The sequence below is a fragment of the Rhodococcus sp. NBC_00297 genome, from assembly GCF_036173065.1.
Taxonomy (GTDB): Bacteria; Actinomycetota; Actinomycetes; order Mycobacteriales; family Mycobacteriaceae; genus Rhodococcoides.
The window spans coordinates 1466355-1492093 of the sequence record NZ_CP108041.1; the positions used below are offsets into that span (position 1 = coordinate 1466355).

The 25739-nt window shown below is 66.0% G+C and carries 25 protein-coding genes; 9 read left to right on the plus strand and 16 right to left on the minus strand.

Annotated elements, in window-relative coordinates; genetic code table 11:
• Positions 1-15 precede the first annotated feature (15 nt).
• Together OG947_RS07045 and OG947_RS07050 are read right to left on the minus strand one after the other, a co-directional pair.
• Complete coding sequence (locus OG947_RS07045; protein ID WP_328813460.1) at positions 16-921, minus strand: NADP-dependent oxidoreductase; 906 nt, start codon at positions 919-921, stop codon at positions 16-18.
• Between the two features lie 53 nt (positions 922-974).
• The gene (locus OG947_RS07050; protein ID WP_328813461.1) at positions 975-1949 is read right to left on the minus strand and encodes an alpha/beta hydrolase; all 975 of its coding nucleotides are present in this window, start codon (positions 1947-1949) and stop codon (positions 975-977) included.
• A gap of 320 nt (positions 1950-2269) precedes the next feature.
• Here OG947_RS07050 and OG947_RS07055 point away from each other — a divergent pair, with 320 nt between their 5' ends.
• Together OG947_RS07055 and OG947_RS07060 are read left to right on the plus strand one after the other, a co-directional pair.
• Positions 2270-2626: an MmcQ/YjbR family DNA-binding protein gene (locus OG947_RS07055; RefSeq protein ID WP_328813462.1), complete on the plus strand. Its 357-nt coding sequence runs from the start codon at positions 2270-2272 to the stop codon at positions 2624-2626.
• The gene (locus OG947_RS07060; protein WP_328813463.1) at positions 2623-3963 is read left to right on the plus strand and encodes a replication-associated recombination protein A; all 1341 of its coding nucleotides are present in this window, start codon (positions 2623-2625) and stop codon (positions 3961-3963) included. The genes OG947_RS07055 and OG947_RS07060 overlap by 4 nt, the downstream gene beginning before the upstream one ends.
• A gap of 21 nt (positions 3964-3984) precedes the next feature.
• Here OG947_RS07060 and OG947_RS07065 read toward each other — a convergent pair whose 3' ends face one another.
• The 4 genes from OG947_RS07065 to OG947_RS07080 form a co-directional block, all read right to left on the minus strand.
• Positions 3985-4854 (minus strand): sugar phosphate isomerase/epimerase family protein, encoded by an 870-nt coding sequence (locus tag OG947_RS07065; RefSeq protein ID WP_328813464.1) that lies wholly within the window; start codon positions 4852-4854, stop codon positions 3985-3987.
• A gap of 61 nt (positions 4855-4915) precedes the next feature.
• Positions 4916-5191, minus strand: coding sequence for a GntR family transcriptional regulator (locus OG947_RS07070; RefSeq protein ID WP_328813465.1), 276 nt, complete (start codon positions 5189-5191; stop codon positions 4916-4918).
• Between the two features lie 69 nt (positions 5192-5260).
• Positions 5261-6220, minus strand: a complete 960-nt coding sequence (locus tag OG947_RS07075) for a substrate-binding domain-containing protein (protein WP_285189325.1) — start codon at positions 6218-6220, stop codon at positions 5261-5263.
• 130 nt (positions 6221-6350) lie between these two features.
• Positions 6351-7331, minus strand: a complete 981-nt coding sequence (locus OG947_RS07080) for a LacI family DNA-binding transcriptional regulator (protein WP_285189323.1) — start codon at positions 7329-7331, stop codon at positions 6351-6353.
• A gap of 180 nt (positions 7332-7511) precedes the next feature.
• Here OG947_RS07080 and OG947_RS07085 point away from each other — a divergent pair, with 180 nt between their 5' ends.
• Together OG947_RS07085 and OG947_RS07090 are read left to right on the plus strand one after the other, a co-directional pair.
• Positions 7512-8687, plus strand: a complete 1176-nt coding sequence (locus OG947_RS07085; protein ID WP_328813466.1) for a Gfo/Idh/MocA family protein — start codon at positions 7512-7514, stop codon at positions 8685-8687.
• A gap of 31 nt (positions 8688-8718) precedes the next feature.
• Positions 8719-9717, plus strand: coding sequence for a sugar phosphate isomerase/epimerase family protein (locus OG947_RS07090; protein ID WP_328813467.1), 999 nt, complete (start codon positions 8719-8721; stop codon positions 9715-9717).
• 492 nt (positions 9718-10209) lie between these two features.
• On the opposite strand, the gene OG947_RS07100 is transcribed toward OG947_RS07090, so the two are convergent.
• Both OG947_RS07100 and OG947_RS07105 read right to left on the minus strand, forming a co-directional pair.
• On the minus strand, positions 10210-11112 hold the full coding sequence (locus OG947_RS07100) for an oxidoreductase (RefSeq protein WP_328813469.1): 903 nt from the start codon (positions 11110-11112) through the stop codon (positions 10210-10212).
• The gene (locus tag OG947_RS07105; RefSeq protein WP_328813470.1) at positions 11109-11471 is read right to left on the minus strand and encodes an SDR family NAD(P)-dependent oxidoreductase; all 363 of its coding nucleotides are present in this window, start codon (positions 11469-11471) and stop codon (positions 11109-11111) included. The genes OG947_RS07100 and OG947_RS07105 overlap by 4 nt, the downstream gene beginning before the upstream one ends.
• 102 nt (positions 11472-11573) lie before the next feature.
• On the opposite strand from OG947_RS07105, the gene OG947_RS07110 reads away from it, so the two are divergent.
• A complete protein-coding gene (locus OG947_RS07110; protein WP_328813471.1) occupies positions 11574-12425 on the plus strand; it encodes a helix-turn-helix transcriptional regulator in 852 nt (283 codons plus the stop codon).
• A 335-nt stretch (positions 12426-12760) separates the two neighbouring features.
• Here OG947_RS07110 and istB read toward each other — a convergent pair whose 3' ends face one another.
• The 7 genes from istB to OG947_RS07145 all read right to left on the minus strand — a co-directional run bounded on the left by istB (position 12761) and on the right by OG947_RS07145 (position 20480).
• Entirely contained in the window at positions 12761-13579 is an 819-nt protein-coding gene (istB, locus tag OG947_RS07115; protein WP_328813472.1) for an IS21-like element helper ATPase IstB, read from the minus strand.
• A complete protein-coding gene (gene istA, locus OG947_RS07120) occupies positions 13579-14796 on the minus strand; it encodes an IS21 family transposase (RefSeq protein ID WP_328813987.1) in 1218 nt (405 codons plus the stop codon). The genes istB and istA overlap by 1 nt, the downstream gene beginning before the upstream one ends.
• 541 nt (positions 14797-15337) lie before the next feature.
• Entirely contained in the window at positions 15338-16387 is a 1050-nt protein-coding gene (locus tag OG947_RS07125; RefSeq protein WP_328813473.1) for a zinc-binding dehydrogenase, read from the minus strand.
• Positions 16363-17946, minus strand: coding sequence for a phosphonate ABC transporter, permease protein PhnE (phnE, locus tag OG947_RS07130; protein WP_328813474.1), 1584 nt, complete (start codon positions 17944-17946; stop codon positions 16363-16365). The genes OG947_RS07125 and phnE overlap by 25 nt, the downstream gene beginning before the upstream one ends.
• On the minus strand, positions 17943-18737 hold the full coding sequence (gene phnC, locus OG947_RS07135) for a phosphonate ABC transporter ATP-binding protein (protein ID WP_328810439.1): 795 nt from the start codon (positions 18735-18737) through the stop codon (positions 17943-17945). Before phnC ends, phnE begins: the two co-directional genes overlap by 4 nt.
• Before the next feature lie 11 nt (positions 18738-18748).
• Positions 18749-19717: a phosphate/phosphite/phosphonate ABC transporter substrate-binding protein gene (locus tag OG947_RS07140; RefSeq protein ID WP_328813475.1), complete on the minus strand. Its 969-nt coding sequence runs from the start codon at positions 19715-19717 to the stop codon at positions 18749-18751.
• Positions 19718-19757: 40 nt separating this feature from the next.
• Entirely contained in the window at positions 19758-20480 is a 723-nt protein-coding gene (locus OG947_RS07145; RefSeq protein WP_328813476.1) for a phosphonatase-like hydrolase, read from the minus strand.
• A gap of 108 nt (positions 20481-20588) precedes the next feature.
• On the opposite strand from OG947_RS07145, the gene OG947_RS07150 reads away from it, so the two are divergent.
• The 4 genes from OG947_RS07150 (at position 20589) to OG947_RS07165 (ending at position 24746) form a co-directional block, all read left to right on the plus strand.
• On the plus strand, positions 20589-21302 hold the full coding sequence (locus tag OG947_RS07150) for a GntR family transcriptional regulator (protein ID WP_328813477.1): 714 nt from the start codon (positions 20589-20591) through the stop codon (positions 21300-21302).
• Between the two features lie 77 nt (positions 21303-21379).
• Positions 21380-22534, plus strand: coding sequence for a TIGR03364 family FAD-dependent oxidoreductase (locus tag OG947_RS07155; RefSeq protein WP_328813478.1), 1155 nt, complete (start codon positions 21380-21382; stop codon positions 22532-22534).
• Entirely contained in the window at positions 22531-23229 is a 699-nt protein-coding gene (locus tag OG947_RS07160) for a phosphonatase-like hydrolase (RefSeq protein WP_328813479.1), read from the plus strand. The genes OG947_RS07155 and OG947_RS07160 overlap by 4 nt, the downstream gene beginning before the upstream one ends.
• 203 nt (positions 23230-23432) lie before the next feature.
• Positions 23433-24746, plus strand: a complete 1314-nt coding sequence (locus tag OG947_RS07165; protein WP_442973121.1) for an MFS transporter — start codon at positions 23433-23435, stop codon at positions 24744-24746.
• Positions 24747-24761: 15 nt separating this feature from the next.
• Here the strand turns inward: OG947_RS07165 and OG947_RS07170 are convergent, their stop codons facing one another.
• A complete protein-coding gene (locus OG947_RS07170; protein WP_328813481.1) occupies positions 24762-25511 on the minus strand; it encodes a GntR family transcriptional regulator in 750 nt (249 codons plus the stop codon).
• Positions 25512-25739: the final 228 nt, after the last annotated feature.

Here is a 25739-nt window from a genome sequence, read left to right on the forward strand (position 1 = left end):
GGGGTCGTCGACGCGTCAATCGACGGACAGGACGATCTTGCCGCGCACATGACCGGAGTCGCTGAGATCCTGGGCTGCGGCCGCGTGTGCAAGAGGAAACGTCGTGACGGTCGTGGCCACTGTTCCGGCGGCCACGGCGTGCGCCAACTCATCGAGCAGGCCGGTCGACCGTTCGGCGGGAGTGGCGGAGAAGGCGACCCCCAGTTGGTGGGCACGGAAGTCCGCAATGGTGGTGATGCGGTCCGTTCCTCCGCGCAGGGTGATCGAGTCCTCGAGCGCGCCTTTCCCGGCGATGTCGAAGATCGCATCGACACCCTCGGGAGCGAGTGCGCGGACTCTCTCGACGAGCCCCTCCCCGTACGTGGTGGGTGTCGCGCCGAGGGAGGACAGGTAGTCATGATTCCCTGGTCCCGCGGTGGCGATGACACGCGCACCGCGCGCAACGGCGAGCTGCACGGCGATGGTTCCCACAGCTCCGGCCGCGCCGTGCAGCAGCACGGTGTCGCCGTCGACGACGGTGAGCTGATCGAGCACTCGCTGTGCGGTAGCGCCGGCTACAGGCAGGGCAACGGCGTCATCCCAGCCGAGCCCAGTCGGTTTGATCGCGACGGTCGTGGCGAGGGCGTACTCGGCGTAGCTCCCGGTGTCGGACCAGCCGAATACCTCGTCGCCCACCGAGACGCCGTGGGTCTCGTCGCCGACGGCGTCGACGACACCCGCCACCTCGGCGCCGGGAACGGCCGGTAGCTGGGTGGGGAAGACCGCGTTCATTGCACCCGAACGAATTTTTCCGTCCAGCGCGTTGACCCCCGCGACGCGGACACGGACGCGGACCTGGCCGGGCCCGGGCTGCGGTGGGTCGACGTCGACGAGGTGCAGTTCCGACGTCGAGCCGAACTGGTCGAAACGAATGGCTTTCATGGTGTCTCCTGATTCTTTTTTTGCGAGAAAGTTGGATCGGTCGTGCTCTGTTGTCAGACAGCGGAACCGGGTTGCGGTGCGCGGTAACGCGCCGTGTACTCGACGAACCGATCCAGGAACCACGCCTTGGCCTCCTTCGCCGGGCGGGTCCACGGTGCGGCCGCGTCGAACCCGTGCCATGCACCGGGGACGACACGGAACTCGGTGGGAACCCCCGCCGCGTTCAGCGCGTCGACGTAGGCGCTCGTCTCGTCGTGGAAGGCCTCGATACTCCCGACGAACGTGATCGTCGGCGGGAGACCCGACAGGTCGGTCGCTCGTGCGGGTGCCGCGTACGCCGGCACGTCGCCCCCCTCGAGTTCACCGAGGTAAAGACGCCACGCGTTGCAGTTGGTCACGCTGTTCCACACCGGGGCGGTGTTGTCGGTCGACGACGGGGTCGGTCGGTCGTCGATCATGGGGTAGATCGGGCACTGGAAGGCGATGTTCACCTCGCCGCGGTCGCGAGCGAGCAGGGACAGCGCAGCGGTGAGGCCGCCACCCGCGCTGACACCACCTACGACGATGCGGTCGTCGGCGGCACCGAGTCGTACGGCGTTGTCGCGCAACCACACCAGCGCGGTGTAGCAGTCGTCGAGCGCGGCCGGATACGGCGCCTGTGAGCTGCGCCGGTAGTCCGGGCTGACCACCACGGCGCCGGTGGCGTCGATCATGGGACGCACCGAGACGGCCTCACCGTCGGGCGAACCGAACGCGTAGCCGCCGCCGTGAATCCAGAGCAGCGCCGGAGCATCGGGGACCGGCGTGAGCGGCGCCATCACGATCAGCCGCAGATCGGTTCCGTCCGGACGAGTCGCGGTGACCTCGTAGCGACGAATCCCCCTGGCAGGAAGGTACTTCAGCAGTTTCAACGCGGTGGGGTCGCCCTTGCGCAGACTAATCACTGTCTGGGTGCCCCCCATGAGTCGGTCGACGATCCGGCCCGGCAGGCGCAACGATGGATCGATCATGTCTTTGGTCACACGCACGGCAGGCTCTTTTCGTCGATGGTGATGACGACCATCGGTTGCCCGTGGCTCGTCAACGATTTACTTGGCTAGCCACGTACTCTACACACGTATGTGTGGCCGGCCAAGTAATGTCGAATATCGAGCCCCTCGGACGCCCCGAACGCGTGGTGCCAGCCCTCCAGACGACGCGACGGGCCTCGGGCGAACACGTGTCGAGGAGTACCGTGCGTACGTCGTGACGCACGACGATCCACACCGTCCGAAGGGAGACAGGACATGACGCGCCGCCACCCACCGACGGAAGTACGCGGTCTGCTCCGTACGGATCCGGCGTACCGGTGACACTGTCAGGTGCGCAGGTGCAGCAGATTGCCCGCGACACCGCGGCGACACTCGACGATGTCAGCCGCGGACATCCGTTCACTCCGCATCTGGATGTCTGGAAGGTGGGCGACAAGGTGTTCCTCATCGTGACCGACGGCGACCCGAATCTGCAGATCATCACCGTGAAGGTGGACCCGCATCACGCTGTCGCACTGCGACATGACCACGACTCGATCACGGCCGGGCGCTATCTCGACAAGCGGCACTGGACCTCGGTCGGTCCAGGCCGGGGCGTGACGAAGCGGCTCGTCGAGGATCTGGTGTACGGCTCTCACGAGCTTGCAGCCGGCCACCGGTCGGGGTCTGCATGACTGATACACCGTCCCTGTTCGCGGTGGACGAGGTGTCCCGGCCGCTGGCGGACCGGCTGCGTCCACCTTCGCTGACCGAGGTCGTCGGGCAGAGCCACGTACTTGCAGACGATGGTCCGATCGGCCGCATGGTCGCGACACGACGACTCGCGTCCATGGTGCTGTGGGGCCCTCCTGGATGCGGGAAGACCACTGTCGCAAGGCTTCTCGCCGAGCAGACCGGTCTCGCGTTCGAACCGCTGTCGGCAACGTTCTCCGGTGTCGCGGACCTCCGCAAGGTGTTCGGAGCGGCGAAGAAACGCCGCGAGGTCGGGCAGGGCACACTCCTGTTCGTCGACGAGATCCACCGGTTCAACCGTGCCCAACAGGACTCGTTCCTTCCCTGCGTGGAAGACGGCACCGTGGTCCTCGTCGGAGCCACCACCGAGAACCCCAGCTTCGAACTGAACGGCGCGCTGCTGTCACGCTGCCAGGTGTTCGTTCTGAAGCGTCTCGACGATCTCGCGCTCGAGCTACTCATCGGCCGGGCAGAAGATCTGCTCGGCCAACCGCTGCCACTCGACGACGATGCCCGCCACGCGCTGATCGCCATGGCGGACGGCGATGGTCGCTACCTGCTGAACATCGTCGAGCAAGTGAATCCGCTCCCCGGCCCCGTCGACACAGCAGGGCTCGCTGCGGCCGTGCAGAAACGGGCTCCGCTCTACGACAAATCGCAGGAGGGGCATTACAACCTCATTTCCGCACTTCACAAAGCGATGCGCGGATCGGATCCGAATGCGGCACTGTATTGGCTGGCAAGGATGTTGGACGGTGGCGAGGACCCGCTCTTCATTGCTCGCAGGATCACCAGGTTCGCGAGTGAGGACGTCGGGCTCGCCGACCCGAGCGCCCTCCAGCACACCCTCGCCGCATGGGACGCGTACGAGCGATTGGGGTCACCAGAAGGAGAACTGGCACTCGCCCAAGCCGTGGTCTATCTCGCCACAGCGCCCAAGTCGATCGCCGTCTACCGTGGCCTGAACCGGGCCACGCGTGAAGCGAGAGCGACGGGGTCGCTGATGCCGCCCGCACACATCCTCAATGCCCCCACCAAGCTCATGAAGGAGCTCGGCTACGGCGACGGCTATCGATACGACCCCGACACCGCGGACGGATTCTCCGGACAGAACTACTTCCCCGACGGCGTCGAACGAACGATCTTCTACGAACCCACAGGCAACGGCTACGAGCACGCCGTCGCTGAACGACTGCAGCACTGGCAGCGCCTTCGGCAAGCGTCCCATCCACGCCCTGATGCCGGGACAGCCCCACCACCGACGACTGCCACCGAGTGATGCTCGCCTCGGTCGCCCTCGTCAGGAGTGCTTCTCGACGTATCGGGTCATCGTCTCGAGCTGGTAGCGGGAGACGTCGTGGGCGTTCTCGTTCTCGGCGAACACACTCGACACCATGACGGTGTCGTTGTCGTAGAACCCGAGTTCACCGAGACCGCCGAAGAACTGGTCCCAGTCGACGTCGCCGTCGCCGATCTTCAGATGCTGGTGCACCCGCACCGCGTTGCCGGGTGGGTTGGTGATGTACCGCAACCCGTGCGAGCGGTGATGATCCATCGTGTCCGCCACGTGCACCAGACGCACCATGTCCCCGGCGGCGGCCATGATCGCCGGCAGGTCACCGCCCATGTGGAACTGGTGGCACGCCACGATCACCATGCCGATGTTCGGGGAGTTGATCCCGCGGATGGTGCGGATCGCGGCGAGCCCGTCCTCGACGAAATCGTCCGGATGCGGATCGATCAGGACGTCGAGACCCTCGCGCTCGATGATGGGGACCAGTTCCTCCATCGACCGGTAGAACGCCCGCTCGGACTCCTCCGGCTTCTCCGGTCGACCGGAGAACTCGGTGTTCATCGTCGACACCCCGAGGTCGACGGTGATCTGGATGGCCCGCTTCCAGTACCGCACGGCCGCCTCGCGGGCGTCCTCGTCGGGACCGGACCAGCGCAGCACCGGCAACACCGACGCGATCCCGACGCCGGCGTCCGAGCACGCCTTGCGGAACTTCGCGACCAACCCGTCATCGGCCTTGGGATGGTTGAAGAACGGGATCATGTCCACGTGCGGCGTCAGCTGCAACCACTCGTACCCCAGATCGGCGACCACGGCGGGCAGCTCGAGCAGCGAATGCGAGTGATGGAACGGCGTCGGATCGAGTGCGATCTTCATGAAGTGTCCTGTACTGATCGGGAGTGAGCGTCTACCTGATCTCGTTGGTGCACAGCAGTAGTCACGAGGCCAGCGACCGGGTGGCGGGCGGAGGGGTTCTGGCGATGAGGCCCCCGGATTCGACTCGCTGTGCGTAACCGTCGCGGACGAGCACGCGCTGAGCGTGGATGACGGTGTCGCGGGAGACTCGCAATCTCCGCGACAAGGAGCGTGCACTCTCCAACGTGTCGCCGTCGCCGAGTGCTCCGGAGTCGATCAACTGCCGAACCTGTTGCACCATCTGGTGATAGATCGGAACAGGGCTCGAGGTGTCGAGTTCGATGCGGTGATGCGGCATGGCTGTGTCGCTCGTACGGTGTCGTCCGCGCCGGGATCGATGCAGGTGTCGGCGCGGACGTCCCGAGTCCTAGCGAGTGCCGCCGGCGGCGAGGTCGGCGATGGCGTCGATGTTGGTGGCGTCGATGAAGGACGGTCCCGTCAGCACGGCCTGCCCGCCGCCGAGGGTGTTCTTGTTGTTCAGGTAGAGCCAGAGCGAGTCGACCGCCAGGTATCCCTGCAGGTAGGGCTGCTGGTCGATGGCCCAAGCCACGTCCCCGGACTTCACGGCGTCGACGAGCGCACCGTTGGTGTCGAACGTCGCGATCTCGGCGTCACTACCTGCGGCGCTGCGTGATTCGACGGCGGCGAGCGCGATGGGCGCGCCCAGCGTCAGGACTGCATCGATGGTCGGATCCTGCTGCAACTTCGCCTGGATGGTGGCCTGTACGGACGGCAGATCCTGGCCGTTGACGTTGAGGTTCTCGATCTTCCCGCCGAAGCCCTCCGCGACACCGGCGCACCGCGCTTCGAGCGACACCGCTCCCTGCTCCTGAATCACGCAAACGGCGCTGGTCGCACCGTCTGCCTTCAAGCGCTCACCGGCGGCGATCCCCGACGTGCGCTCGTCCTGACCGAAGTACCCCTGAACCCCCATGTCCTTCCAGTTGTCGTAACCGGAATTGAAGGCGACGACGGGAACGCCGGCAGCGACGGCGGCTTCGACGTTCGGTTGCATCGCATCGGGTTTGGCCAACGTGACCGCCATGGCGTCGACGCCGGAGTCCAGCGCATTCTGCACGAGGTTCGCCTGATTCGGCGCCTCGACCTCGCCGTTGTACTGCAGGTCGATGTTGTCTTTGGCGGCCGCCGCTTCCGCGCCGCGCCGGATCAGATCCCAGAACGTGTCACCGGGAGGGGCGTGAGTGATCATGGCGATCGTGGCACGCGGAGTGTCGGCAACGCCGGCGTTCGCACCTCCGTCGGCCTGGTCGGGAGCGCCACCGGAGCTACTGCACGCGGTGAGTGTGGTGGCGGCAGCGAGTGCCATGGCGACCGCAGCGCGACGTGTGGAGATCACGAGGAGTCCTACTTTCCCAGGAGGTAGACGGATCTATTTGACCGGTCTAGTAGCAGAACTATGACGTGGCACACAGGGCACTGTCAAGAGGCGGGTCAGGTCAGGACGGGACGGGACCCGACGTCGAACGCACGACCAGACGTGGTCGCAGCACGACGGACCGTGGTTCGGTCCGTCCGTTGTCGAGTCGATCCACCGCGGCGTCGACGGCACTGACGGCCTGCTCGCGTGCCTCCTGGCTCACCGATGTGAGATCCACGTGCGCGAGCTGGGCCAGCACGCTGTCGTCGTATCCGGTGACCGACATCTGTTCGGGCACAGTGACTCCTGACCGTTGCAGTGCATCGAGTAGACCCACTGCACTGCGGTCGTTCGACGCGACGACGGCCGTGGGGCGCGTGGCTCGCCGCATGACGGCCGCGGCAGCAGCCACGCCCGAAGCCTCGGTGAAGTCACCCTCGATGATGTCCACGTGGGCGTCGAGGCCGTGGCGGTGCATCGCTCGCACGTAGCCGGATCGCCGGTCCACCGCGATCGGGTTCGACCCGCCCGTCAGATGAGTGATGCGCTGATGGCCGAGCCCCACGAGATGGTCGACCACCGAGCTCATCCCGCGGAGATCACCGGCGCGGACCACGTCCACGTCGGGCCGTGCCAGGCGCCGACCCACCGACACGATGGGCACGCGGGCGTTCCACAGACTCAACAGCTCGGACTCCACCTCGGGACCGAGAAGTACGACTGCCTCGCAACGGAAGTCGAGCAGGGTGTTCATCACCGCCTCTTCCCCGTGCGTCGGAGTGAGTGCGCCGAGGACCACCTCGTATCCGCGTTCCGACGCGTGCTCGACGAGGTGCTCGACCATCTCCGCGTGAAAGGTGTTGCGAATGTTCGTCATCACGCCGAGTAGGTGCGTGCGACGCAGGGCGAGCAGTGCCGCACTGCGGTTCGGCCGGTAGTCGAGCTCCGCCGCGACCTCCATGACCCGCTCACGCGTCGCCGCGCTGGGCCCCTGAACGCCACGAAAGATCATGCTCACGAGCGCTTTCGACACCCCTGCTCGATCGGCGACGTCCTGCATGGTCGTGGTGCGGGAACGGCCTCCGCCGCGGGACACCGAGCTGTCGGACACGCGGATCCCCTCATCGGTCGGCGGGCAGCACCCTTGACAGGGGCGCGATGCGACTCTCATAGTAGACCTACTAGACCGGTTCAATAGACCGAGTCAGTCCTCCACCACGAATCTCAGAGAGCAGTTCTCATGACCCACGACTCGATCGGCGTCGCCGTCATCGGCGGCGGTATGGCCGGCCGCGCCCATGCTGCCGGATACCGCATGGCCTCCACTCTCTTCGGCACCGACCGGCCCGACGTCCGCCTCGTCGCCGTCGCCGACACGAATGCCGCAGTAGCCGACGACACTGCGAAGCGTTACGGGTACGAGCGCACCGAGTACGACTGGCAGTCGATCGCCGTCGCCGACGACATCGACGTGGTCAGTGTCGTCGTCGCGAACCACCTGCACCGCGAGATCGTCGAAGGTCTGCTCGCCTCCGGCAAGAACGTTCTCTGCGAGAAGCCGCTCGCCGGGTCGATCACCGATGCGGAGGCAATGGTCGCCGCCGCGTCGATGTCGTCCGGTATCGCCACCGTGGGATACACCTACCGCCGCTCCCCTGCCGTCCAAGCCATCGCCGACGAGCTCGCAGCCGGCCGCCTCGGCGACATCGTCCACTTCGACGGCCGGTACCGCGCCGACTACTCCCTCGACCCCACCGGTCCCATGACCTGGCGCTACCGCGGCGGCCCCGGCACCGGTGCGCTCGCCGACGTGGGCAGCCACCTCATCGACCTCGCCGAGTACGTCGCCGGGCCCATCACCGAGGTGCGAGGCGCCCAGTTCGCCACCGTGATCGGCGAGCGGCCCGTTCCCGTCGGCGTCACCTACGGACACACCAAGGCCGAGACCACCGGCGACATGGCCCCCGTCGAGAACGAGGACGTCGCCACCTTCACCGCGGCGTTCGCGGGCGGATTCGTCGGCACGTTCTCCGCCTCGCGTGTCTCCCATGCGAACCCGGACGGACTGTCCTTCGATGTCTTCGGCACGAAGGGATCGGCCTCCTGGGCGCTCGAGCGCGCTGCCGAATTCCACATCTCGACCACCGACATCGACGACGCCGTCAACGGCCGTCGCCAGGTGATCGTCGGACCCCAGCACCCCTACATCCGGGGCGGACTACCGATGGACGCCGGCGGCGTCGGCCACGGCAAGGCCGAGTTCTTCGCCTACCAGGCACGCGCCTTCCTCGACCAGGTCTCGGGAATCGACGGCCTGCCGCCTCTCCCCGACTTCACCCACGGGTTGCGCGGTATGCAACTCGTCGCCGCGATCGCCGAATCCGCAGCGAACAACGGCACCGCCGTCACGATCTGACCACTCGACCACCACACACAGAGGACCAGCCATGAAGCTCGGCGTCTACAACGCGATCCTGCACGACAAGCCACTCCCGGAGGCGCTGGCGACCATCGCCTCCCTCGGGCTCGAGGGCATCGAGATCAACTCCGGCGGGTTTCTCCCGCCGGTCCACATCCCCGTCGACGACCTCCTCGCCGGAACCGTCAGTCCAGCTGACTATCTCGCGACGTTCGAGGGAACGGGCGTCTCGATCCAGGGACTGAACTGCAACGGAAATCCGCTGCACCCCGATCCCGAGGTGGGACCGGAGGACGCCGACGATCTCCGCAAGTCCATCCGCGTCGCCGGGCTGCTCGGCATCGATCGCGTGGTCACCATGTCCGGCCTTCCCGCCGCGCATGCCGGCGGCGCCTGGCCCGCGTGGCACGTCAACACCTGGGACTCCGGGTATCTCGACTCGCAGGACTACCAGTGGGACGAGGTCGCGGTACCGTTCTGGAAGGAGATCGATGCCCTCGCCCGCGAGCACGGTGTCAAGGTCGCCATCGAGATGCACCCGCAGAACCTCGTCTTCAACCCGCCGACCATGAAGCGACTCGTCGACAAGGTCGGCGCCACCCACGTGGGCGCGGAGATGGATCCCTCGCACCTGTTCTGGCAGGGCATCGACCCGGTCAAAGCTGTCGAATGGCTGGGGCCGTTGGTGTTCCACGCCGCTGCGAAGGACACGCGCATCAACCCGAACTGCGAGATCTACGGCGTACTCGACGATCGCTTCACCCGCATCCCCGCAGACCAGAACCCAGTGGGCCTCGGCGGCAAGCACGTGGTCAACAAGTGGCCCGAAGACTCGGCCTGGGACTTCGTCGCCGTCGGCAACGGGCACGACACCGCTTTCTGGGCACGCTTCCTCGAAGCCCTGTACAAGATAGATCCCGACATGGCCGTCAACATCGAGCACGAGGACACCGCCTACGGAGCCCTCGAAGGTCTGGAGATCGCGGCAGAGACCCTCAAAGAAGCGGCCCGGAGGGCAGGCGTCTGAGATCCGCACGTTGCGCGACCCAGCATAGATCCGCTCGGTGGACGGCCGGACTCACAGCGTGAGTCAGCCGAGGCGGCCACCCGACCACGACGACATTGCCGACCTCCTGCGCCTTCGAACGTTGGACGACATGTACAACGGAGCCGAACTGGTGTCGACGCTGGAGGTCTACCTCGACTCCGGAACGCTCCAAAGCAAAGCAGGGCTAGTGAACCTGCACCACAGCAGCGTGGCTCACCGCCTGACCACGTTGTCACGGCACCTCGGTTTCGCGGTGGACCTGCCCGAGAACCGGGCGCGGACAGAGGCTTGGATGATGGTTCACCGAATGCGAACTCGTGAGGAGTATCCGCACACGCGGAGACCCATCTGAGCCGGCACCGATGTGCTGGCTGGTCCCCGGAATCACGCGGTATAGGAGTCCGGTCTCCGCTGTGACGCGACTGCCTGTGAACAGCATGTCGGCAGCGTGCGACCGTGGCGGTGGAACCCTCAGGCAATCGGCGGGTCCCGGCGCAGGCTCGTGTAGCTCACCCCGGTCAGCTGCTCGGACAGATTCCACAGGGCGGTCGCGAGCTTCAGGTCGCGCGAACGGTTACTGGACGAGACGACAGTCGGATGGCCACGCATCTCCCGGAAACCGTCGGGACCGATGTACGAGCCTCCCTCGACGCCTGCGGCCGTGGCCGCGTACAGCTGCGGCAACGCTCCCATGTTCGAGGTCTGACCGATGATGCCCGCTCCGAACGAGAGGATCTTGTCGAGGGCAGACTCGGTGTGGGACGCCAGGTTCGTGGACGAGATGCCGGGATGCGCTGCGACGGAGACGACCGAGGAGCGCGCTTCCGACAGGCGCCGCTGGAGCTTGTACGCGAACAACAGATTCGCCAACTTGGACTGGCCGTAGGCAGCCCAGCGACTGTAGCGGCGGTGCTCGAAGTTGGGGTCGTCGATCGAGATGTCTCCGCTCGTGTGCGCGAGACTGGACAGCGTGACGATCCGGTCGGAGATGCGGTCGACGAGCAGTCCGGTCAACGCGAAATGCCCGAGGTGATTGGTCCCGAACTGCATCTCGAAACCGTCGGCCGTCCTCTTCTGCGGCAGCGCCATCACACCGGCGTTGTTGACCAGGACGTCGAAGGGCTCGGTCGCGTCGGCGAAGCGTCTCACGGAGGCCAGATCGGCGAGATCGAGCTCACGAACGGTCGCAGTCGGCCCGATCTCGCGGGCGACATCCTCTCCCCTGTCGGTATTGCGACACGCGAGTACCACCTCCGCCCCACGAGCACCCAGGGCTCGGGCCGTGGCCGCACCCAAGCCACTGTTGGCGCCGGTCACGACGAAACGCCGCCCCGTCTGATCCGGGATGTCTGCGGTCGTCCACGTCGAGGTCACCGGTCCGACAGTAGCCGTGCGCGGCGGGTCACTCGGCGAACTGCGACGGTGTCGACGGCGGGGCAGAGTGCCGCGTTGTGCACCAGGATGTCGACCCGCCCGTCGAGAGCGGTGGTCCACGCGGCGGCCAGCGCACGCAGATCGGTAGGTGACGCGGCGAGATCGCCGTTCACGAACGCGGCGGATCCGCCGGCGCCGTCGATCTCGGCGACGAGGTGCGCACCACGTTCGGCGTCGCGCCCTGTGATCACGACGCGAGCGCCACGGGCCGCGAGTTCGCGGGCGGTAGCGGCGCCTATTCCGCTCGTCGAGCCGGTGACGACGGCGGTGCGGTCGGACAGATTCGATGGGTTGCTCATGACCACCACTCCACAGTGCGATCACGTAACGCACCAGGGCGAGCACTGCCTGGTCACGCCGTGACCAGGCAGTGTCCGGGATGTCTCCGTAGTCTCGGCAGGGTGCCAGCAGACAGATCCGCACTCGGAGCGTTCCTCCGGTCACGACGTGACGCACTCACGCCAGCAACGGCGGGGATTGCGCCGTTCCCCGGACCGCGGCGCGTTCCGGGCCTGCGCAAGGAGGAACTTGCGGTGCTCGCAGGATTGAGCCCCGATCACTACAGCCGGCTCGAGCAGGGTCGCCAGCACACAGTCACCGACGACATCGTCGACGCCTTGAGCCGGGCCTTGCGCCTCGACGAGATCGAGGACGCACACCTGCGAAATCTCGCCGCTCCGATGCGCCGGAAACGCTCGAGCATGTGGGAGTCTCCACAACGACCCAATCCTGGTCTGCTCCGGGTGCTGACCACGATGGATCACGTTCCCGCGCTCGTCCTCGGGCGCCGCTCCGAAATCCTGGCGTGCAACACGCTGGCGCGGGCAGTCCTCGGCGAGGAGATCGACAGGGGTGCCGTACTGGTGCGCTGGCTCTTCCTGGACTCGCGTGCGAGGGAACGCATCGTCAACTGGTCCGATTACGCGTCAGCCGCGGTGGGGGCGATGCGCTACGAGGTCGGACGCCACGTCGCGGACGCCCGATTGACGGGTCTGATCGACGATTTACGTCTGGCAAGTGAAGACTTCGCCCATTGGTGGAATGATCACGGCGTAGCGGATCGCACGTCCGTCGACAAGAAGATCGCCCACCCCGTGGTAGGTCGCCTCGCGTTCGGCATCGAATCTCTTGTGTCGCACCACGATTCGGAGCAACGCTTGATCGTCTACACCGTCGAGCCCGAGTCGTCCACTGCTCGGGCTCTTCCGATGTTGGCGTCGTGGGGCCCGGCATCTGCCGAGTCGATGGGCTGACGCGCGGACGACGAATCGATCGATCGATCGGTCCGCCCGCGGGTGGTATCTGCAGCACCTTCGACTTTGCCCAGGTCGTCTCGTCGTTCACCGCCGCAACCTCCACGGGTCCCGACACGTATGTCACGCGGGTGCCGAATTCGTTTCGTCCGAAAGCCGAGCCGTACTCCTGCGCATCTCGCTTCGCCCACTGGCTGGACTCGGTGACGTGCAAATCGAGGATGTCGCCGACCACCGGTAACGCCGCGGTGGATGCGGCAGCGCGCGATCGGACGCTCGTATGTCGGCTCCGGTCCAAAAGTGAGCAGTTGGTCCGGTCGAAAAGTGAGCAGGTTCTAGGTGGTCGAGTCTGCCTCACGGTCGGCGGTGACGGAAGGTAGTGACTCGATCGCGGTGTGTTTGATGCGGTAACTGGTGCCTTTGAGAGCGATGACGTCGGCGTGGTGCACGATGCGATCGATCATCGCCGAGGCGATGGTTGCTTCGCCGAAGACGTCGCCCCAGCGGGCGAACGGCAGGTTCGAGGTCAGCACGATGGAAGACTTCTCGTAGCGGCTCGACACCAGCTGGAAGAACAGGTTCGCCGCGTCGGTGTCGAACGGGATGTACCCGACCTCGTCGATCACGATCAGCCCGATGCGAGAGATCTTCTTGAGCTCGGAATCCAAGCGGCCCAACCGATGTGCGTGCGCGAGTCGGGTGATCCACCCTGTCGCCGACGCGAACGCCACTCGGTGACCGGTGTGGGCGGCGGCAATACCGAGCGCCGTCGCGAGGTGCGTTTTGCCGGTCCCCGGTGGGCCGAGGAGCACCACGTTGCGGGCTTCGGCGAGCCACCCGCCACCTTCGAGTCGGGCGATCTGCGCGCGGTCGACACCGGGTTGGGAGGTGAAGTCGAAGTCGGTGACCGTCTTGATGGCAGGGAACCCGGCGCCCTTGATGCGCAGCCGGGCCCCGGATTCGGCGCGGGCATTCGATTCTGCGGCCAGGACGGCGGCGAGGTAGTCCTCGAGGGACCAGCCGGCGTCGCGGCCTTGTTCGGCGAGGCGGTGGAACTCGGAGCTGATGCGGGGCGCTTTCAACGCTCGTGCGTGGTGGGCGATGATCTTGTCCGCCTCCGACGGCGCCGACGCGGTGGGCTGGCGGGCGGCCATCAGGCGACCTCTCCGGTTCCGAACGCGGTGTCGTAGGCACCGAGGTCGGCTACTTCGACCTCGACCGGTACCGACCCGTCACTGTCGCGGCGGATCGTGTTGTAGTGCGCTCGTTGTGCTTTCGCTGCTGCGAGGTGGGCGGGGTCGGTGAGGAGTCCGCCCGTTCCCCAGAGCCTGGGGTGATCGGCCACCACCGTGTTCTCGCACAGCACCCCGATCCGGTGCAGGTCTGCGGTGACGGTGATCAACCTCCCGATCGCGTCCGGGTGCGCCGAATACGACGACCCGCCGAACGCGACGTAGTAGTCGCGGCCCAGCCTCGTCGCGACGCTCGTGCCGACGGTCGGACAGACCGGCGGCAGCGGTCCCATCGCCGCCCGATCCTCGGCCAGGACGTCGACCGGACGGTGCCGGGTCACTCGGTGAGTGCGCGCGTTGGCGGTCGACAACCATTGCGTCAGTTGATCGTTGAAATCTGCGGGTGAGGAGAACGTGCGCCCCGGTAGGAACGAGGACCGCAGGTAGCCGTTGGCGCGTTCGACGACACCTTTCGTTTCCGGATCGTACGGCGGGGCCTGAACCAACTTCGTGGCGAGAGTGCCGCAGAAACCGGGCACACCCGATACCAGCCGTCCTCCTCTTCCGATTCCGGCTTCGTTGTCCCACAACAATGTTCGAGGCACCGCACCGAAGGGGGTGGAGATCAGCTGCCACATCCCGGCGAGCAGGTCACCGGTGATGCGCGAGGGCAGCATCACCGCGGCGATGAACCGTGAGTACGTCGCGACCATCACCAACACCGGAAAACTGCGCAGCACACCGGCATGATCGGGGACGAGATGGCCGGGGAACATGAGATCGCACTGCACCTGCTCACCCGGCAGATGCACCAACCGGTCCGCTGGATCCGCCGGCGCGTACTCCGGTCGCACGCGCGCGACGTTCTCCGACAGCCACGACCGGCCACCACGCCACCCGATGCGTTCGGCGATCACCGTCGTCGGCATCGACGGATACGCCGCCAACAACGCCCGCACCGACGGTTCCACCCGCGACCACGCCGACTCCGTCGGCCGCGCCCGCTCGTACTGCGGCGGCCCCGACGACTTCACCGCCTTCGCCACCGTGTTGCGCGAGAGCCCCAACCGGCGGGCGATCTCCGCCTGCGAGATCCCCTCCGAGCCGTGCAACCGACGAATCAACGCCCAGTCCTCCACAGTGATCACTCCTCAATCGTCGAGATGAGTGCTCACTTTTCGACCGGATTACATGCTCAGTTTTCAACCGGAGCCGACATCGTACAGGTCTCACGGTGTTGTCACTCATTGGTGCTCCCCCTGCGATGAGTCGGTGGGCGGAGTGACAGGCCCGAAGCGGGCAGCGCAATAGGGCTATTTCGTGACGTTTGTCCAGTTCAGAGGCATATCGAGAGCCTCCTGTCAGGATTGAACTGACGACCTTTCGTTTACAAGGCTTCGACGACCCGATCAGGTGGATCCACCTGGACTCACGAAACCCGTCCTGAACTGCTCCCTTGTCCACTGGCGTCCGCCTCGGTCCACCTCCGTCCGTCCCGACTTGTGACACTCTCGTGACACCGAGAGTGCGTATCTCGACCGAGTTGGTCTCGTATCAACGTGCACTCCAGTGGATCTCGTAGATGTGGGTGACGACATCTCGACAACAGCGCTCCCGCGATGGGACCATCGATGACGACGGCCTATGGCCGACAGAGTCGAGACCGCGGTGATGACAACGTCAGCGCACGTGTGGAGTCACCGATGATCGCAGGATGCCGGGGCGCGTCGGCACCAGCACCCGTGCGAGATCTGCCAGCGGCACAGGAGTGTCGATCACCTCGGCCCACGGGTACCTTCCGTCCGTCGCGTCGAGGAATGCCACGGCCTGCGAGAGGTGACGGGGTTCGTAGTTGTGCACTCCGGTGATGGCCCACCAGCTCCGGACGACAGCCTCGGGGTCGACGGAGATCGGCGGGCCAGGGGTCACCGATCCGGCCAGGACGAACCGGCCGCCGATGTCGAGCCGGTCGAGCGCGGACTGCAGGGCCGCCGCTGCCCCGGTGAAGTCGACGATCACGTCCGCATCGCCGCCGTCGTCGTCGATCCCTCCGAAGCGTCGAGAAATGTTCTGTCGCATCGGGTCCCGGTCGATCACGCGGACGGTCTCCGCACCACGCTCGACGGAGGCAGCGGCCGCAGTGACGCCGAGCATCCCGGCACCCATGACGAGGACTCGCTTTCCGCCGAGATTCCCCGCTGCCTCCAGTGCTGCCATGACCGTCGCTGTCGCGCAGGCTGCCGGAGCGGCAACGGCGTCGGGCATCGACTCCGGAACCGGGACCACAGCCGTTCCGCGGGGCAGGACGATGTGCTGGGCGTACGAGCCGCTCAACATCCACTCCCCCGTCGCCGGCTCGTGTCCCACCTTGCGGACGCGCATGCACTTGGCGGTGAAACCCGACGTGCAGCGCGCGCAGTGTCCGCAGGGCACGGTCACCGACCAGACGACACGATCACCCACCGACAGCGCGGCACCGTCGGCGCTGATTGCTCGTGCCCCGTCGCCGAAGGCGACGATCCGACCGATCGCCTCGTGCCCGAGGATGGAGGGGCACGGGGCCGGTCGTCGCCCGGACACCGTGTGCAGGTCGCTCCCACACACGGTGGCGAGGTCGATACTCACCAGGACCTCGCCGGGTGCCAGCTCGGGAATCTCGAGTGTGCGGACGTCGATTCCGTCCGGTGTCCACAGCGCCGCTCGCGTCACGCCAGGAGTGATCTGATCCATCCGGAGATCCTTTCCACGGTGTAGACGACGACGAAGATGACCAAAACGATCGCGCCCGCGACATCGAAGTTGAGAGTGCGGATCGACTCGAAGAGCAGGAAGCCGATACCGCCGGCGCCGACGATGCCGAGGATGGTGGAGGTGCGGATGTTGACGTCGAGGAGATACAGGCTCGAGCCGATCATCGACGGGATCGCCTGCGGGATCACTGCATTCACGACCCGATTCCACCACCCTCCCCCGACGGAGGAGATCGCTTCGAGTGGGCCCGGGTCGATCTCCTCGACGGCGTCCGCCACGAGCTTGCCCAGAAACCCGATCGACCCGATGGCCAGAGCGCAGGTACCGGCGACCGGACCGAGTCCGAGCGCCGCGACGAACACGACGGCGAGAATGAGTTCGGGAACCGCGCGCACCAGCAGGATCCACGACCGCGCCGCCCAGTACACCGCGGGGTGTGGGGTGACGTTGCGGGCGGCGAGGACACCGACGGGAATGGACAGTACGACGCCGATGGCGGTGGCGACGACGCCGATGGCCACGGTCTGCACGGCGGCATCCACGAGATCGATACCGAGCGAGGAGAAGTCGGGCGGGATCATGCGGCCGAACACGTCCATCGACGGTCCGATCCACGTCAGCAGCGATCGGGGGTCGAGCTCGAGGACGACGAACGATGCGATGGTTGCCCCCACCAGTACCGCGCCGGAGCCGATCTTCATCGCTCGGTCGCGACGCGGGCCCGCCTTCGACGGGACGAGCAGCATGCGTCTGATCGCGATGGCCGCCAGCTCCATCGCGGCGATGATCACCAGGATGACGAGAACGATGCCGAGGGCGCGGGGGTAGATCAACCCGCGTAACGCGTCCTGCAGCGCGAAGCCGATTCCGCCGGCGCCGACGAATCCGAGCACCACGGACATGCGCAGGTTGATGTCGATGCGGTAGACGAAAGCTCCGATCCAGGCGGGAACCACCTGCGGCACCACGGCATTGATCATCTCGCGGATGTACCCGACCCCGGTCGCGCGCAGTGCTTCGCGAGGACCGTCGTCGGCTTCCTCGATGGCGTCGGCGAACAGTTTGCCGAGCATGCCGATCGAGTGCAACGCCAGTGCGAGGATGCCCGGCAGCACGCCGATGCCGAGTGCCCGGACGAACAGGACGGCGAACAACAGGTCGGGCATCGCACGGCAGAAGGTGATGATCGCCCGCGCCGCGGTGTACACGATCGGATGGGGGGTGGTGTTCCGGGCTGCGAGAAAGGCAAGGGGGACAGAGACGATGGCGGCCAGGACGGTGCCGAGGACCGCCATCAGGAGCGTGTCGAGAGCGAGAGAGACGATACGTTCGGAGTCGTCGAGGCGCGGGGGCAGCATGCGCGCGATGAGGCGTCGTACGTCGTCGAGTCCGTCGATGAGCGCGGCGGGCGCGAACTCGATGTATTCGGCGGAGAGCACGGTGAGAACGACCGCGATCGCGGCGAGTGACGGCAGGAGCCACCGCCGCCGCGGCCGGGTCGGTGGCGGTTCGGTTCTCGGTGTCGCGGTGACGGTCATGACGGGAACGCCGCCGACCTGACGTCCCCGGGCGGGGCGATGCGCTGGTAGATCGGCATGATGTCCTCGCGCATCAGACCCGCGGCCGGGCGGTCGAGAACGACCTCTCCGTCACGCAGGCCGACCAGGCGGTGAGCCCAGCCGAGTGCGAGGTCGACCTGGTGCAGGGTGCACACCACGGTCAGTTTCTCCTCGGTGCACACGCGTTGCAGGAGGTCCATGACCACGCCTGCGTTCTCCGGGTCGAGTGAGGCGACGGGTTCGTCGGCCAGGACGATGCTCGGTCGCTGCATCAGGGTGCGCGCGATGGCGACGCGCTGCTGCTGCCCGCCGGAGAGGGTGTCCGCTCGGCGCTCGGCGAAGTCGGCGAGACCGACACGGTCGAGGCACCGCAGGGCTTCCGCTCGCATCGCCTTGGGGTACGTCGCCGCGCCGTATCGAGGCACGGTCAGACGTCCCAGGCCTCCGACGAGGACGTTCTCGAGGCAGGACAGGCGGCCGACGAGATTGAAGTGCTGGAAAACGAAACCGACGTCCTTACGGACCTCGCGTGCCGATCGGCGGGACGCCAGGTCCACGCGAGAACCCAGTGTGGTGATGGCGCCGGACGTGATCGGGTGGAGTCCGTTGATGCATCGCAGCAGCGTCGACTTGCCGGATCCCGAGAGCCCGAGAAGCACGAGCATCTCGCCGCGGAGGACGTCGAGGTTGACGTTGTGCAGTGCGGTGGTGGTGCCGAAGGTCTTGGTGACATCGCGTGCACTGACGACGATGTCCTTACGGTCGATCATCGCGTTCATGGTCAGCCCTGGCACTTCTGGGAGCCGGTGACCTCGCACACGTGGCGGACGCCGTCGTAGTCGCTGTCGTCGGCCGGGACGACACCCCATGCGTCCTCGTCGGTGATGCGGCACTCTTCAGCGCAGATACCGTCGGCGACGAAGGCATCGGAATTCATGCCCTCGCTGAACACCTCCTCCAGCTTGGCGATGGCATCGGTACCCAGATCGTTGTTCGCCGCGAAGAGTGATCCGGCGATCGTCTCCGACTTCCACACCGTCTTCAGCTCGCCGGGAGCCAGTTCGCCGTTGTCGATCATCGTGCGGTCGACCATGGTGTCGAAGGCGAAGCCGGCGTCGCAGTCGCCTGCCTTGACGGCCAGCGCGGAGGCGTCGTGTCCGCCCGCGTAGATCGGTGTCACGCCGGCGGAGATGTCGGCCTCGGAGCCTGAGGCGATGACTCCTTCCTCGATCAGTCCCGCCGACGGGTACAGAAAGCCGGAGGTGGAGCTGGGGTCGACGAAACAGACCTTCTTGCCGGCGAAATCGGCGAGCGAGTCGACAGAGGGGTTGTCCGCGCGGGTGATTCCGTAGGACTGGTATCCGGGGGGTGTGCCCTCGTCCTGCACCACGGCACCGAGGGGAGTCATCTCGGCGCCATTGATGCCGGCGACCACGTAGGCGAAGGGTCCGAAGAAGGCGAGGTCGACGTTGCCGGCGATCAGCCCTTCCACGACGCCCGCGTAGTCGGAGGCCTGAACGAACTCGACGGTGGAGCCGGTCTCGCGCTGCAACCGCTCGATGACGGGGTCGTAGCTCGCACGCAGGTCGGTGGAGTTCTCGGCGGGGATCGCCGCGAGCGTGATCGTCTCCGGAAACCCTTGATCGTTGGTTGTGTCGGCGGTGGAGCTCGAACAGCTCGCAGCAACGAGTGCGGTGGCGGCGAGAAGCGCTGCGGAGGTCACAGCACGGCGGGAGGCGAGAGTGGGCATGGTGTGGTGTCCGTTCTGGGAGGGAGGCTGGAGAGGCAGGTCAGGGCAGGAGAAGAGCGGGGAGGTCGGCGACACTGGCGAGCACGTGCGTCGGACCGGCGGTGCGTAGTTGCGCCTCCGAGTGGGCGCCGGTGAGTACACCGACGAGGACGGAAGCCCCTGCGCGCCTACCGGAGTCGATGTCGTTGGAGGTGTCTCCGACGACAGCGACGGCGGCCATGTCGCTGACCCCGGTGCGCAGGGCTGCGGTGAGGACGAGGTCGGGGAACGGTCGTCCGCGGCCGGCGTCGCCGGGTGCGAGGTAGGCGTCGGCGAGGTCGTGCCAGTGCAGGGTGTCGAGGATGCGGTGTTGCGTCGTCGGCGAGAATCCGGTGGTCAGCACGACCTTGATTCCGGCGTCGCGCAGAGCCGTCACGGTCTCCACGGCTCCGGCGATGGCCTGCACCCCGGTGTCGATGCGAGCGTCGTAGGCCGATTCGAAAGCGCTGTTCGCCGCTCGGGCGCGGTCCTCGTCGCCGAAGAGGGCGCGGAAGACCTCGATCTTCGACTGGCCCATGGTGTCGAGGACGTACCGGCGGGCATCGGCGCGTTCTGTGCCCGTGTCCGGGAGGCCGACGGCGGTCGCGGCTGTGTCGAAGGCTGCCAGGACCAGGCCGTCGTCGGAGACGGTGGTGCCGGCCATGTCCAGCACGACGAGTTCGACGACGGGGGTCCGGGCGGGAGAGGTAGCGGTGGTGACGGTGGGGGCGGGCGCGTTCGGCATGGGACAGACCCTGCCGGTTGGTATAGACCAGAAGAGGGTCGGGCCGTGAACAGCTGATGAACGTGCGTCGACCATTTGGTCTAGACCTGTTTTTGCTATGGTGTCGCCATGGCCGTCGACACCGAACCTCGGATGCTCAAGCATCAGGTCGTGCGCAGGAGCCTCGATGCCCTGCTCGACGGGCTCTCACCCGGTGACCCGTTCCCCTCGGAGCGGGATCTCGCCGAAGCGCACGACGTCTCGCGAGAAACACTGCGCCAGGCCATCCGGGAGTTGTTGGTGGCGGGCAGAATCGAGCGTCGAGGTCGTGCGACGGTGGTGGCAGCTCCCAAGATCGTTCTCCCACTCGCCGTGGGCTCCTACACCGAAGCCGCACGCGCGAAGGGCATGACCGCCACACGTCTGCTCGTCGGCTGGAGGACCTATGGAGCAGACGACACCCTCGCCGAAATGCTCCACGTCGATCCCGGTACGCCCGTGGTGGAACTCGAACGCGTCTTCACCACGGACGACACCCGCGTCGGTCTCGAGACGACCCGGATTCCCGCCTCGCGTGTTCCCGAGCTGATGGACAGCTTCGATCACCGCTCCTCCCTCTACTCGGAGCTCGCCGTCCGCGGCATCGTCTTCGGACGGGTCGTCGACACCATCGAGACCGTGCTCCCGGACGCCCGCGAGGCGGCGCTGCTGGCAGTGGACACCCGCACCCCGATGTTCCTGCTCAACCGCACCTCCTACGACGACCTCGGGGTGCCGATCGAACAACGGCGCTCGCTCTACCGCGGCGACCGGATGACGTTCACCGCCGTCATGGACGCCTGACACTCGGGTATATATACAGCAGGTAAATTCGGCGAACCTGTATTGACAAGTTGCGGTCCAGGGTCGACAGTTTGTTCATGCACAAGAACACGAACTACGACGTCGTGATCGTCGGCGCAGGCATCATCGGTCTCGCGCACGCCTATCATGCCCACCAGCGCGGTCTCCGAGTCGCTGTCGTCGACCATGCCACCGCGGTCGTCGGCGCATCGGTCCAGAATTTCGGACATGCCTGCATCACAGCGCAATCGGGCGAGGCGCTGCGCTACGCCGGAGCCGGACGCACGCACTGGTTGGACCTGTCACGCAAGGCCGGCTTCTGGTCGTCCGAGTCGGGCACCCATTGCGTGGCCCGTCATGACGACGAACTGGCGGTCCTCCGACAGTTCGCCGAAGTTCGGGGACCGGAGCAGGCACAGCTGCTCGATCGCGACGAGGTCCTGAACAGACTCCCCATCTCTGCCGATGGTGTCACCGGCGGGTTGTTCATGCCTCTCGATCTCCAGGTGGACCCGCGCCGCGCCGCGCCGTCGATCGCCCATTGGCTCGAGAACTCCGGTGTCGACTTCCATTGGCGCACGGCAGCAACGTCATTCGACCCCGGAGTCGTTCGCACCACTCGCGGCGATCTGTACGCAGACACAGTGTTCGTCACCGTCAATTACGACATCGACCGACTCTTCCCCGAGTACGCCGAACGGGGAGGTCTCCTGCGGTGTCGCCTGCACATGTTGCGAGCCCACATCGAACTGTCGACGCGGCTGCCGACTCCCCTGTTCACCGGCTGGTCCCTCTTGCGGTACTCGGGTTTCGAGGGGCTTCCCGCCGTCGTCGATGTCGCCACTCGGTTGGCAGAGGAGTTTCCCGACTACCTCGACCTCGACCTGCACCAGATGTACACCCCCCAGCCGGACGGCACGATTTTGATCGGTGACACCCACATTCGTGAGACGTCGGCATCTCCGTTTCAGAGCGAAGCAGGGTTCGAGGCCCTCGTCACGGAGGCGAAAGCCATGTTCGGTGTCGACCGGATCGAGGTCACCGAACGCTGGCAGGGTGTCTACAGCTCAGCACCCGACTCGGAGTTCCTTCTGGTCGAACCGATCTCGGGTGTCCACGTCGTCACGGTCACCACCGGAATCGGTATGACCACCAGCTTGGGGCTGGCCGAATCCAGCCTCACTCGCGCGCTCGAACAGAACGCGTCAACCCAGATAGGAGTCGATGCATGACCACGTCCGACACTCACCCGATCAGCCTCGTCGTGTTCGACATGGCCGGAACCACCGTCGAGGACCGAGGACTGGTGCAACAGTCCTTCGCAGCCGCCGACGAACACGCCGGACTCTCCCGCGACGAACAGGACAGAGCTCGTATGCTCACCTACGTCACCGACACCATGGGCCAGTCCAAGATCGACGTGTTCAGACGCCTCAGCGGAGGCAACGAAGAGCAGGCTCAGTCGGCGAACAAGGCGTTCGAGGACCGCTACGGACAGCTCGTTCGGGACGGTCACTGCAGCGCGATCCCGGGTGCAGCGGACCTGCTGCACGATCTTCGATCCGACGGCATCAAGACAGCCTTGACCACCGGGTTCGCGCACGAGACCCAGTACGCCATCCTCGATGCCCTCGGTTGGCGAGACATCGCCGACGTCGTCCTGTGCCCCGGCGACGGCATGCGTGGACGCCCCTTCCCCGACATGCCACTGACCGCGCTGCTCCGCACGAGCGCCCCGTCCGTCCAGGCCATGCTCGTCGTCGGCGACACCACGTCCGACATCACCAGTGGCCTCCGATCAGGAGCACGAGTGGTCGTCGGAGTCCTGACGGGCGCTCACGACGCCGACCAACTCCGCGCGGCGGGTGCGACACACATCCTCGAGAGCGTTGCCGACCTGCCCAGCCTGATCGACGCGGTGAACTGAGCCGGCTCGACACTTCTCGAACCCGCACCACCCTCGCCATACCGCCTCGTCGTCCGAGTGGGCAGCCGCATCGACGCCTCATGCTCGCGGATCTCCCGCTCGTCGCGCAGCCTTACGCGCGGCGAGCGAGGACAACTTTCCTCGATGTTCTTCTTCGCACGACGCTGCGAGTGCTCTCGCGCGTCCGAATCAAGGTGCACAAGATGACGAAAGCCCTGACCTCGACCCCCGAGAAGATCGCCCGTTACGAACGCTGGCGATTCCAGATCTTCGCGATCACCTGGATCGCCTACGCCGGCTTCTACTTCACGCGACAAGCCTTCTCGGTCGCCAAACTCGGAATCCTCGAAGATCCCGTTCTGTCCACGACCCTGACCAAGTCCACGCTCGCCAACCTCGACGCCGTCTACCTCGCCGCCTACGCCCTCGGGCAATTCGTCTGGGGCTCGGTCTCCGATCGATACGGCCCCAGAATCGTCGTCCTCGGCGGCCTGGCCATCTCCGCCATCGCCACCCTGTTCATGGGACTACTGCCCGCGCTGGTCTTCCTGCTTCCCTTGATGATCGTGCAAGGGCTGTCGCAGTCGACCGGGTGGTCCGGCACCTTGAAGAACATGTCGCAGTTCTTCTCCATCAGCGAACGGGGCCGCGTCCTCGGTCTGTGGAGCACCAACTACGCCTTCGGCGGACTGGTCGCTGCACCCGTTCTGGGTTGGTTCGCCTACAGCATCTTCGACAGTTGGCGGGCGGCCTTCACCACCGGTTCCGTCGTGGTGGCGGTCATCTTCGTCCTCGTCCTGATCTTCCAGCGGAACAGCCCGACCGACGTCGGCCTCCCGCCGATCGAAGAGTACCGACCGAACACCGAGATCGCCCCGCTCGCATCCGAATCCGCCGTCGCCGTGCCCACACAGTCGGTGCGCGAGACATTCTCCGTCGTGATCAGAGACAGAATGGTCATGACACTCGGTGCAGCCTATTTTCTCCTGAAACCGGCGCGCTACGCGATTCTCCTGTGGGGCCCGGTCATCGTCGCCGAACGCCTGCAGAACGCCGACAACTTCGTCGCCATCACCGTTCCGATCGCGTTCGGAGTCGCAGGGGTGGCTGCACCGATCCTGATCGGCCGGATCTCCGACAAAGTATTCAAAGCCCGCCGCATTCCCGCGTGCGTGCTGAGCCTCGTCGCCTTGACCGTGATTCTGGCGTTGTTCACTCCTCTCACCGCCGCCGGCAACGTGTGGATCATGGTGGCCGTGCTCGCTGTCATCGGGCTCACGGTCTACGGAGCGGACGCCATGATCTCGTGTGTGTCCGCCGTGGACTTCGGAACGTCCAAACATGCAGGGGCCGCAGCAGGAATCATCAACGGCTGCGGTTCGATCGGAGCGATCTTCGGTGGCCTGCTTCCCGGCTACCTCGACACGACGACGCTGTTCTACGGCTTCGCGGGCGCCGCGTTCCTCGCGATGCTTCTGCTTCTCCCGCACTGGAATCGGATGCCCGCGGCCGACTGACGGCCACCTGCACTGTCAGGAACCAGGGTTGTCCGGCGCGATCATGCGCGGATCGACCGTCCGCGAGTTGACGATGCTGAAGACGACCTGGTCGGAACGGTAGCGATCGTCTGCGAATTCGAACGCGATTCCGTTCTCGTCTCGGGAGGTCCGGCGTTCACGCAGCAACGGACTGCCCACAGCGATGCCGAGGCTGTCGGCGTCCACCGCATCGGCCGACACAGCATCGAGCAGGTGCGACATCGACTCGAACCGCACACCGAGGCCGGTCAGGTAGTCGGTGATCGAGCCCGAGTCGGTGTCGAAATCGAACAACAGCGAACCCACGGAATCGACGAACACGCTTCGTTCGATCATCGTGGGTTCGCTGTCGAGATATCGGACGCGAACAACTTCGACCACGAAATCGTCGATGTCGATCCCCAGCGTCTGGGCAGCGACTGCTGACGCCCGCCGACGCGACACCTCCAGCGTCTTGCTGCCCGATCTACGCCCAGTGCGCCGCGCCCACTGAGAGAACGGAGTGAACGTGTCCAGGGTCTGCGCAGAATGATCGGAGCGCACCACGGCCGGACGACCTCGAGAAAGGTGGACCGCCCCCTCTGCTGCGAGCGACGCCAACGCTTGTCGCACCGGCCCGCGAGAGACTCCGTACTCGGCGCAGAGCGCACTCTCACTCGGAAGCGACTGCCCCACCGCATAGTCGCCACTCGCGATCAACGCACGAAGTCGCCGAGCGACGAACTCGTGCCTCGCCTCGGCCACGCTCGATCACATCCCCCCACTCGACAGGTACGACCCCAATCGTAAGCCGCAGCTCGGCGACCTCCCGCACGACGGTCGCCGCCCGCCCGCGAGTGGTGTGCGTTCGACGCATCGCGCGGATCGGCCCGCATGTCATTCGACCGAATGACACGGCGATCAATCGAACTGCGTCGACACGACGAGGACCCCACGCAATGCTTCATCATCTGAAATAGTGATTGCACCCAA

Bases quoted from the DNA above. Each gene is read 5' to 3' on its own strand.
- OG947_RS07045 (WP_328813460.1), bottom strand. From the start codon at position 921: ATGAAAGCCATTCGTTTCGACCAGTTCGGCTCGACGTCGGAACTGCAC.
- OG947_RS07060 (WP_328813463.1), top strand. From the start codon at position 2,623: ATGACTGATACACCGTCCCTGTTCGCGGTGGACGAGGTGTCCCGGCCG.
- OG947_RS07065 (WP_328813464.1), bottom strand. From the start codon at position 4,854: ATGAAGATCGCACTCGATCCGACGCCGTTCCATCACTCGCATTCGCTG.
- OG947_RS07070 (WP_328813465.1), bottom strand. From the start codon at position 5,191: ATGCCGCATCACCGCATCGAACTCGACACCTCGAGCCCTGTTCCGATC.
- OG947_RS07075 (WP_285189325.1), bottom strand. From the start codon at position 6,220: ATGGCACTCGCTGCCGCCACCACACTCACCGCGTGCAGTAGCTCCGGT.
- OG947_RS07080 (WP_285189323.1), bottom strand. From the start codon at position 7,331: ATGCAGGACGTCGCCGATCGAGCAGGGGTGTCGAAAGCGCTCGTGAGC.
- OG947_RS07085 (WP_328813466.1), top strand. From the start codon at position 7,512: ATGACCCACGACTCGATCGGCGTCGCCGTCATCGGCGGCGGTATGGCC.
- OG947_RS07090 (WP_328813467.1), top strand. From the start codon at position 8,719: ATGAAGCTCGGCGTCTACAACGCGATCCTGCACGACAAGCCACTCCCG.
- OG947_RS07105 (WP_328813470.1), bottom strand. From the start codon at position 11,471: ATGAGCAACCCATCGAATCTGTCCGACCGCACCGCCGTCGTCACCGGC.
- istB (WP_328813472.1), bottom strand. From the start codon at position 13,579: ATGGCCGCCCGCCAGCCCACCGCGTCGGCGCCGTCGGAGGCGGACAAG.
- OG947_RS07125 (WP_328813473.1), bottom strand. From the start codon at position 16,387: ATGGATCAGATCACTCCTGGCGTGACGCGAGCGGCGCTGTGGACACCG.
- phnE (WP_328813474.1), bottom strand. From the start codon at position 17,946: ATGACCGTCACCGCGACACCGAGAACCGAACCGCCACCGACCCGGCCG.
- phnC (WP_328810439.1), bottom strand. From the start codon at position 18,737: ATGATCGACCGTAAGGACATCGTCGTCAGTGCACGCGATGTCACCAAG.
- OG947_RS07140 (WP_328813475.1), bottom strand. From the start codon at position 19,717: ATGCCCACTCTCGCCTCCCGCCGTGCTGTGACCTCCGCAGCGCTTCTC.
- OG947_RS07145 (WP_328813476.1), bottom strand. From the start codon at position 20,480: ATGCCGAACGCGCCCGCCCCCACCGTCACCACCGCTACCTCTCCCGCC.
- OG947_RS07150 (WP_328813477.1), top strand. From the start codon at position 20,589: ATGGCCGTCGACACCGAACCTCGGATGCTCAAGCATCAGGTCGTGCGC.
- OG947_RS07155 (WP_328813478.1), top strand. From the start codon at position 21,380: ATGCACAAGAACACGAACTACGACGTCGTGATCGTCGGCGCAGGCATC.
- OG947_RS07160 (WP_328813479.1), top strand. From the start codon at position 22,531: ATGACCACGTCCGACACTCACCCGATCAGCCTCGTCGTGTTCGACATG.
- OG947_RS07165 (WP_442973121.1), top strand. From the start codon at position 23,433: ATGACGAAAGCCCTGACCTCGACCCCCGAGAAGATCGCCCGTTACGAA.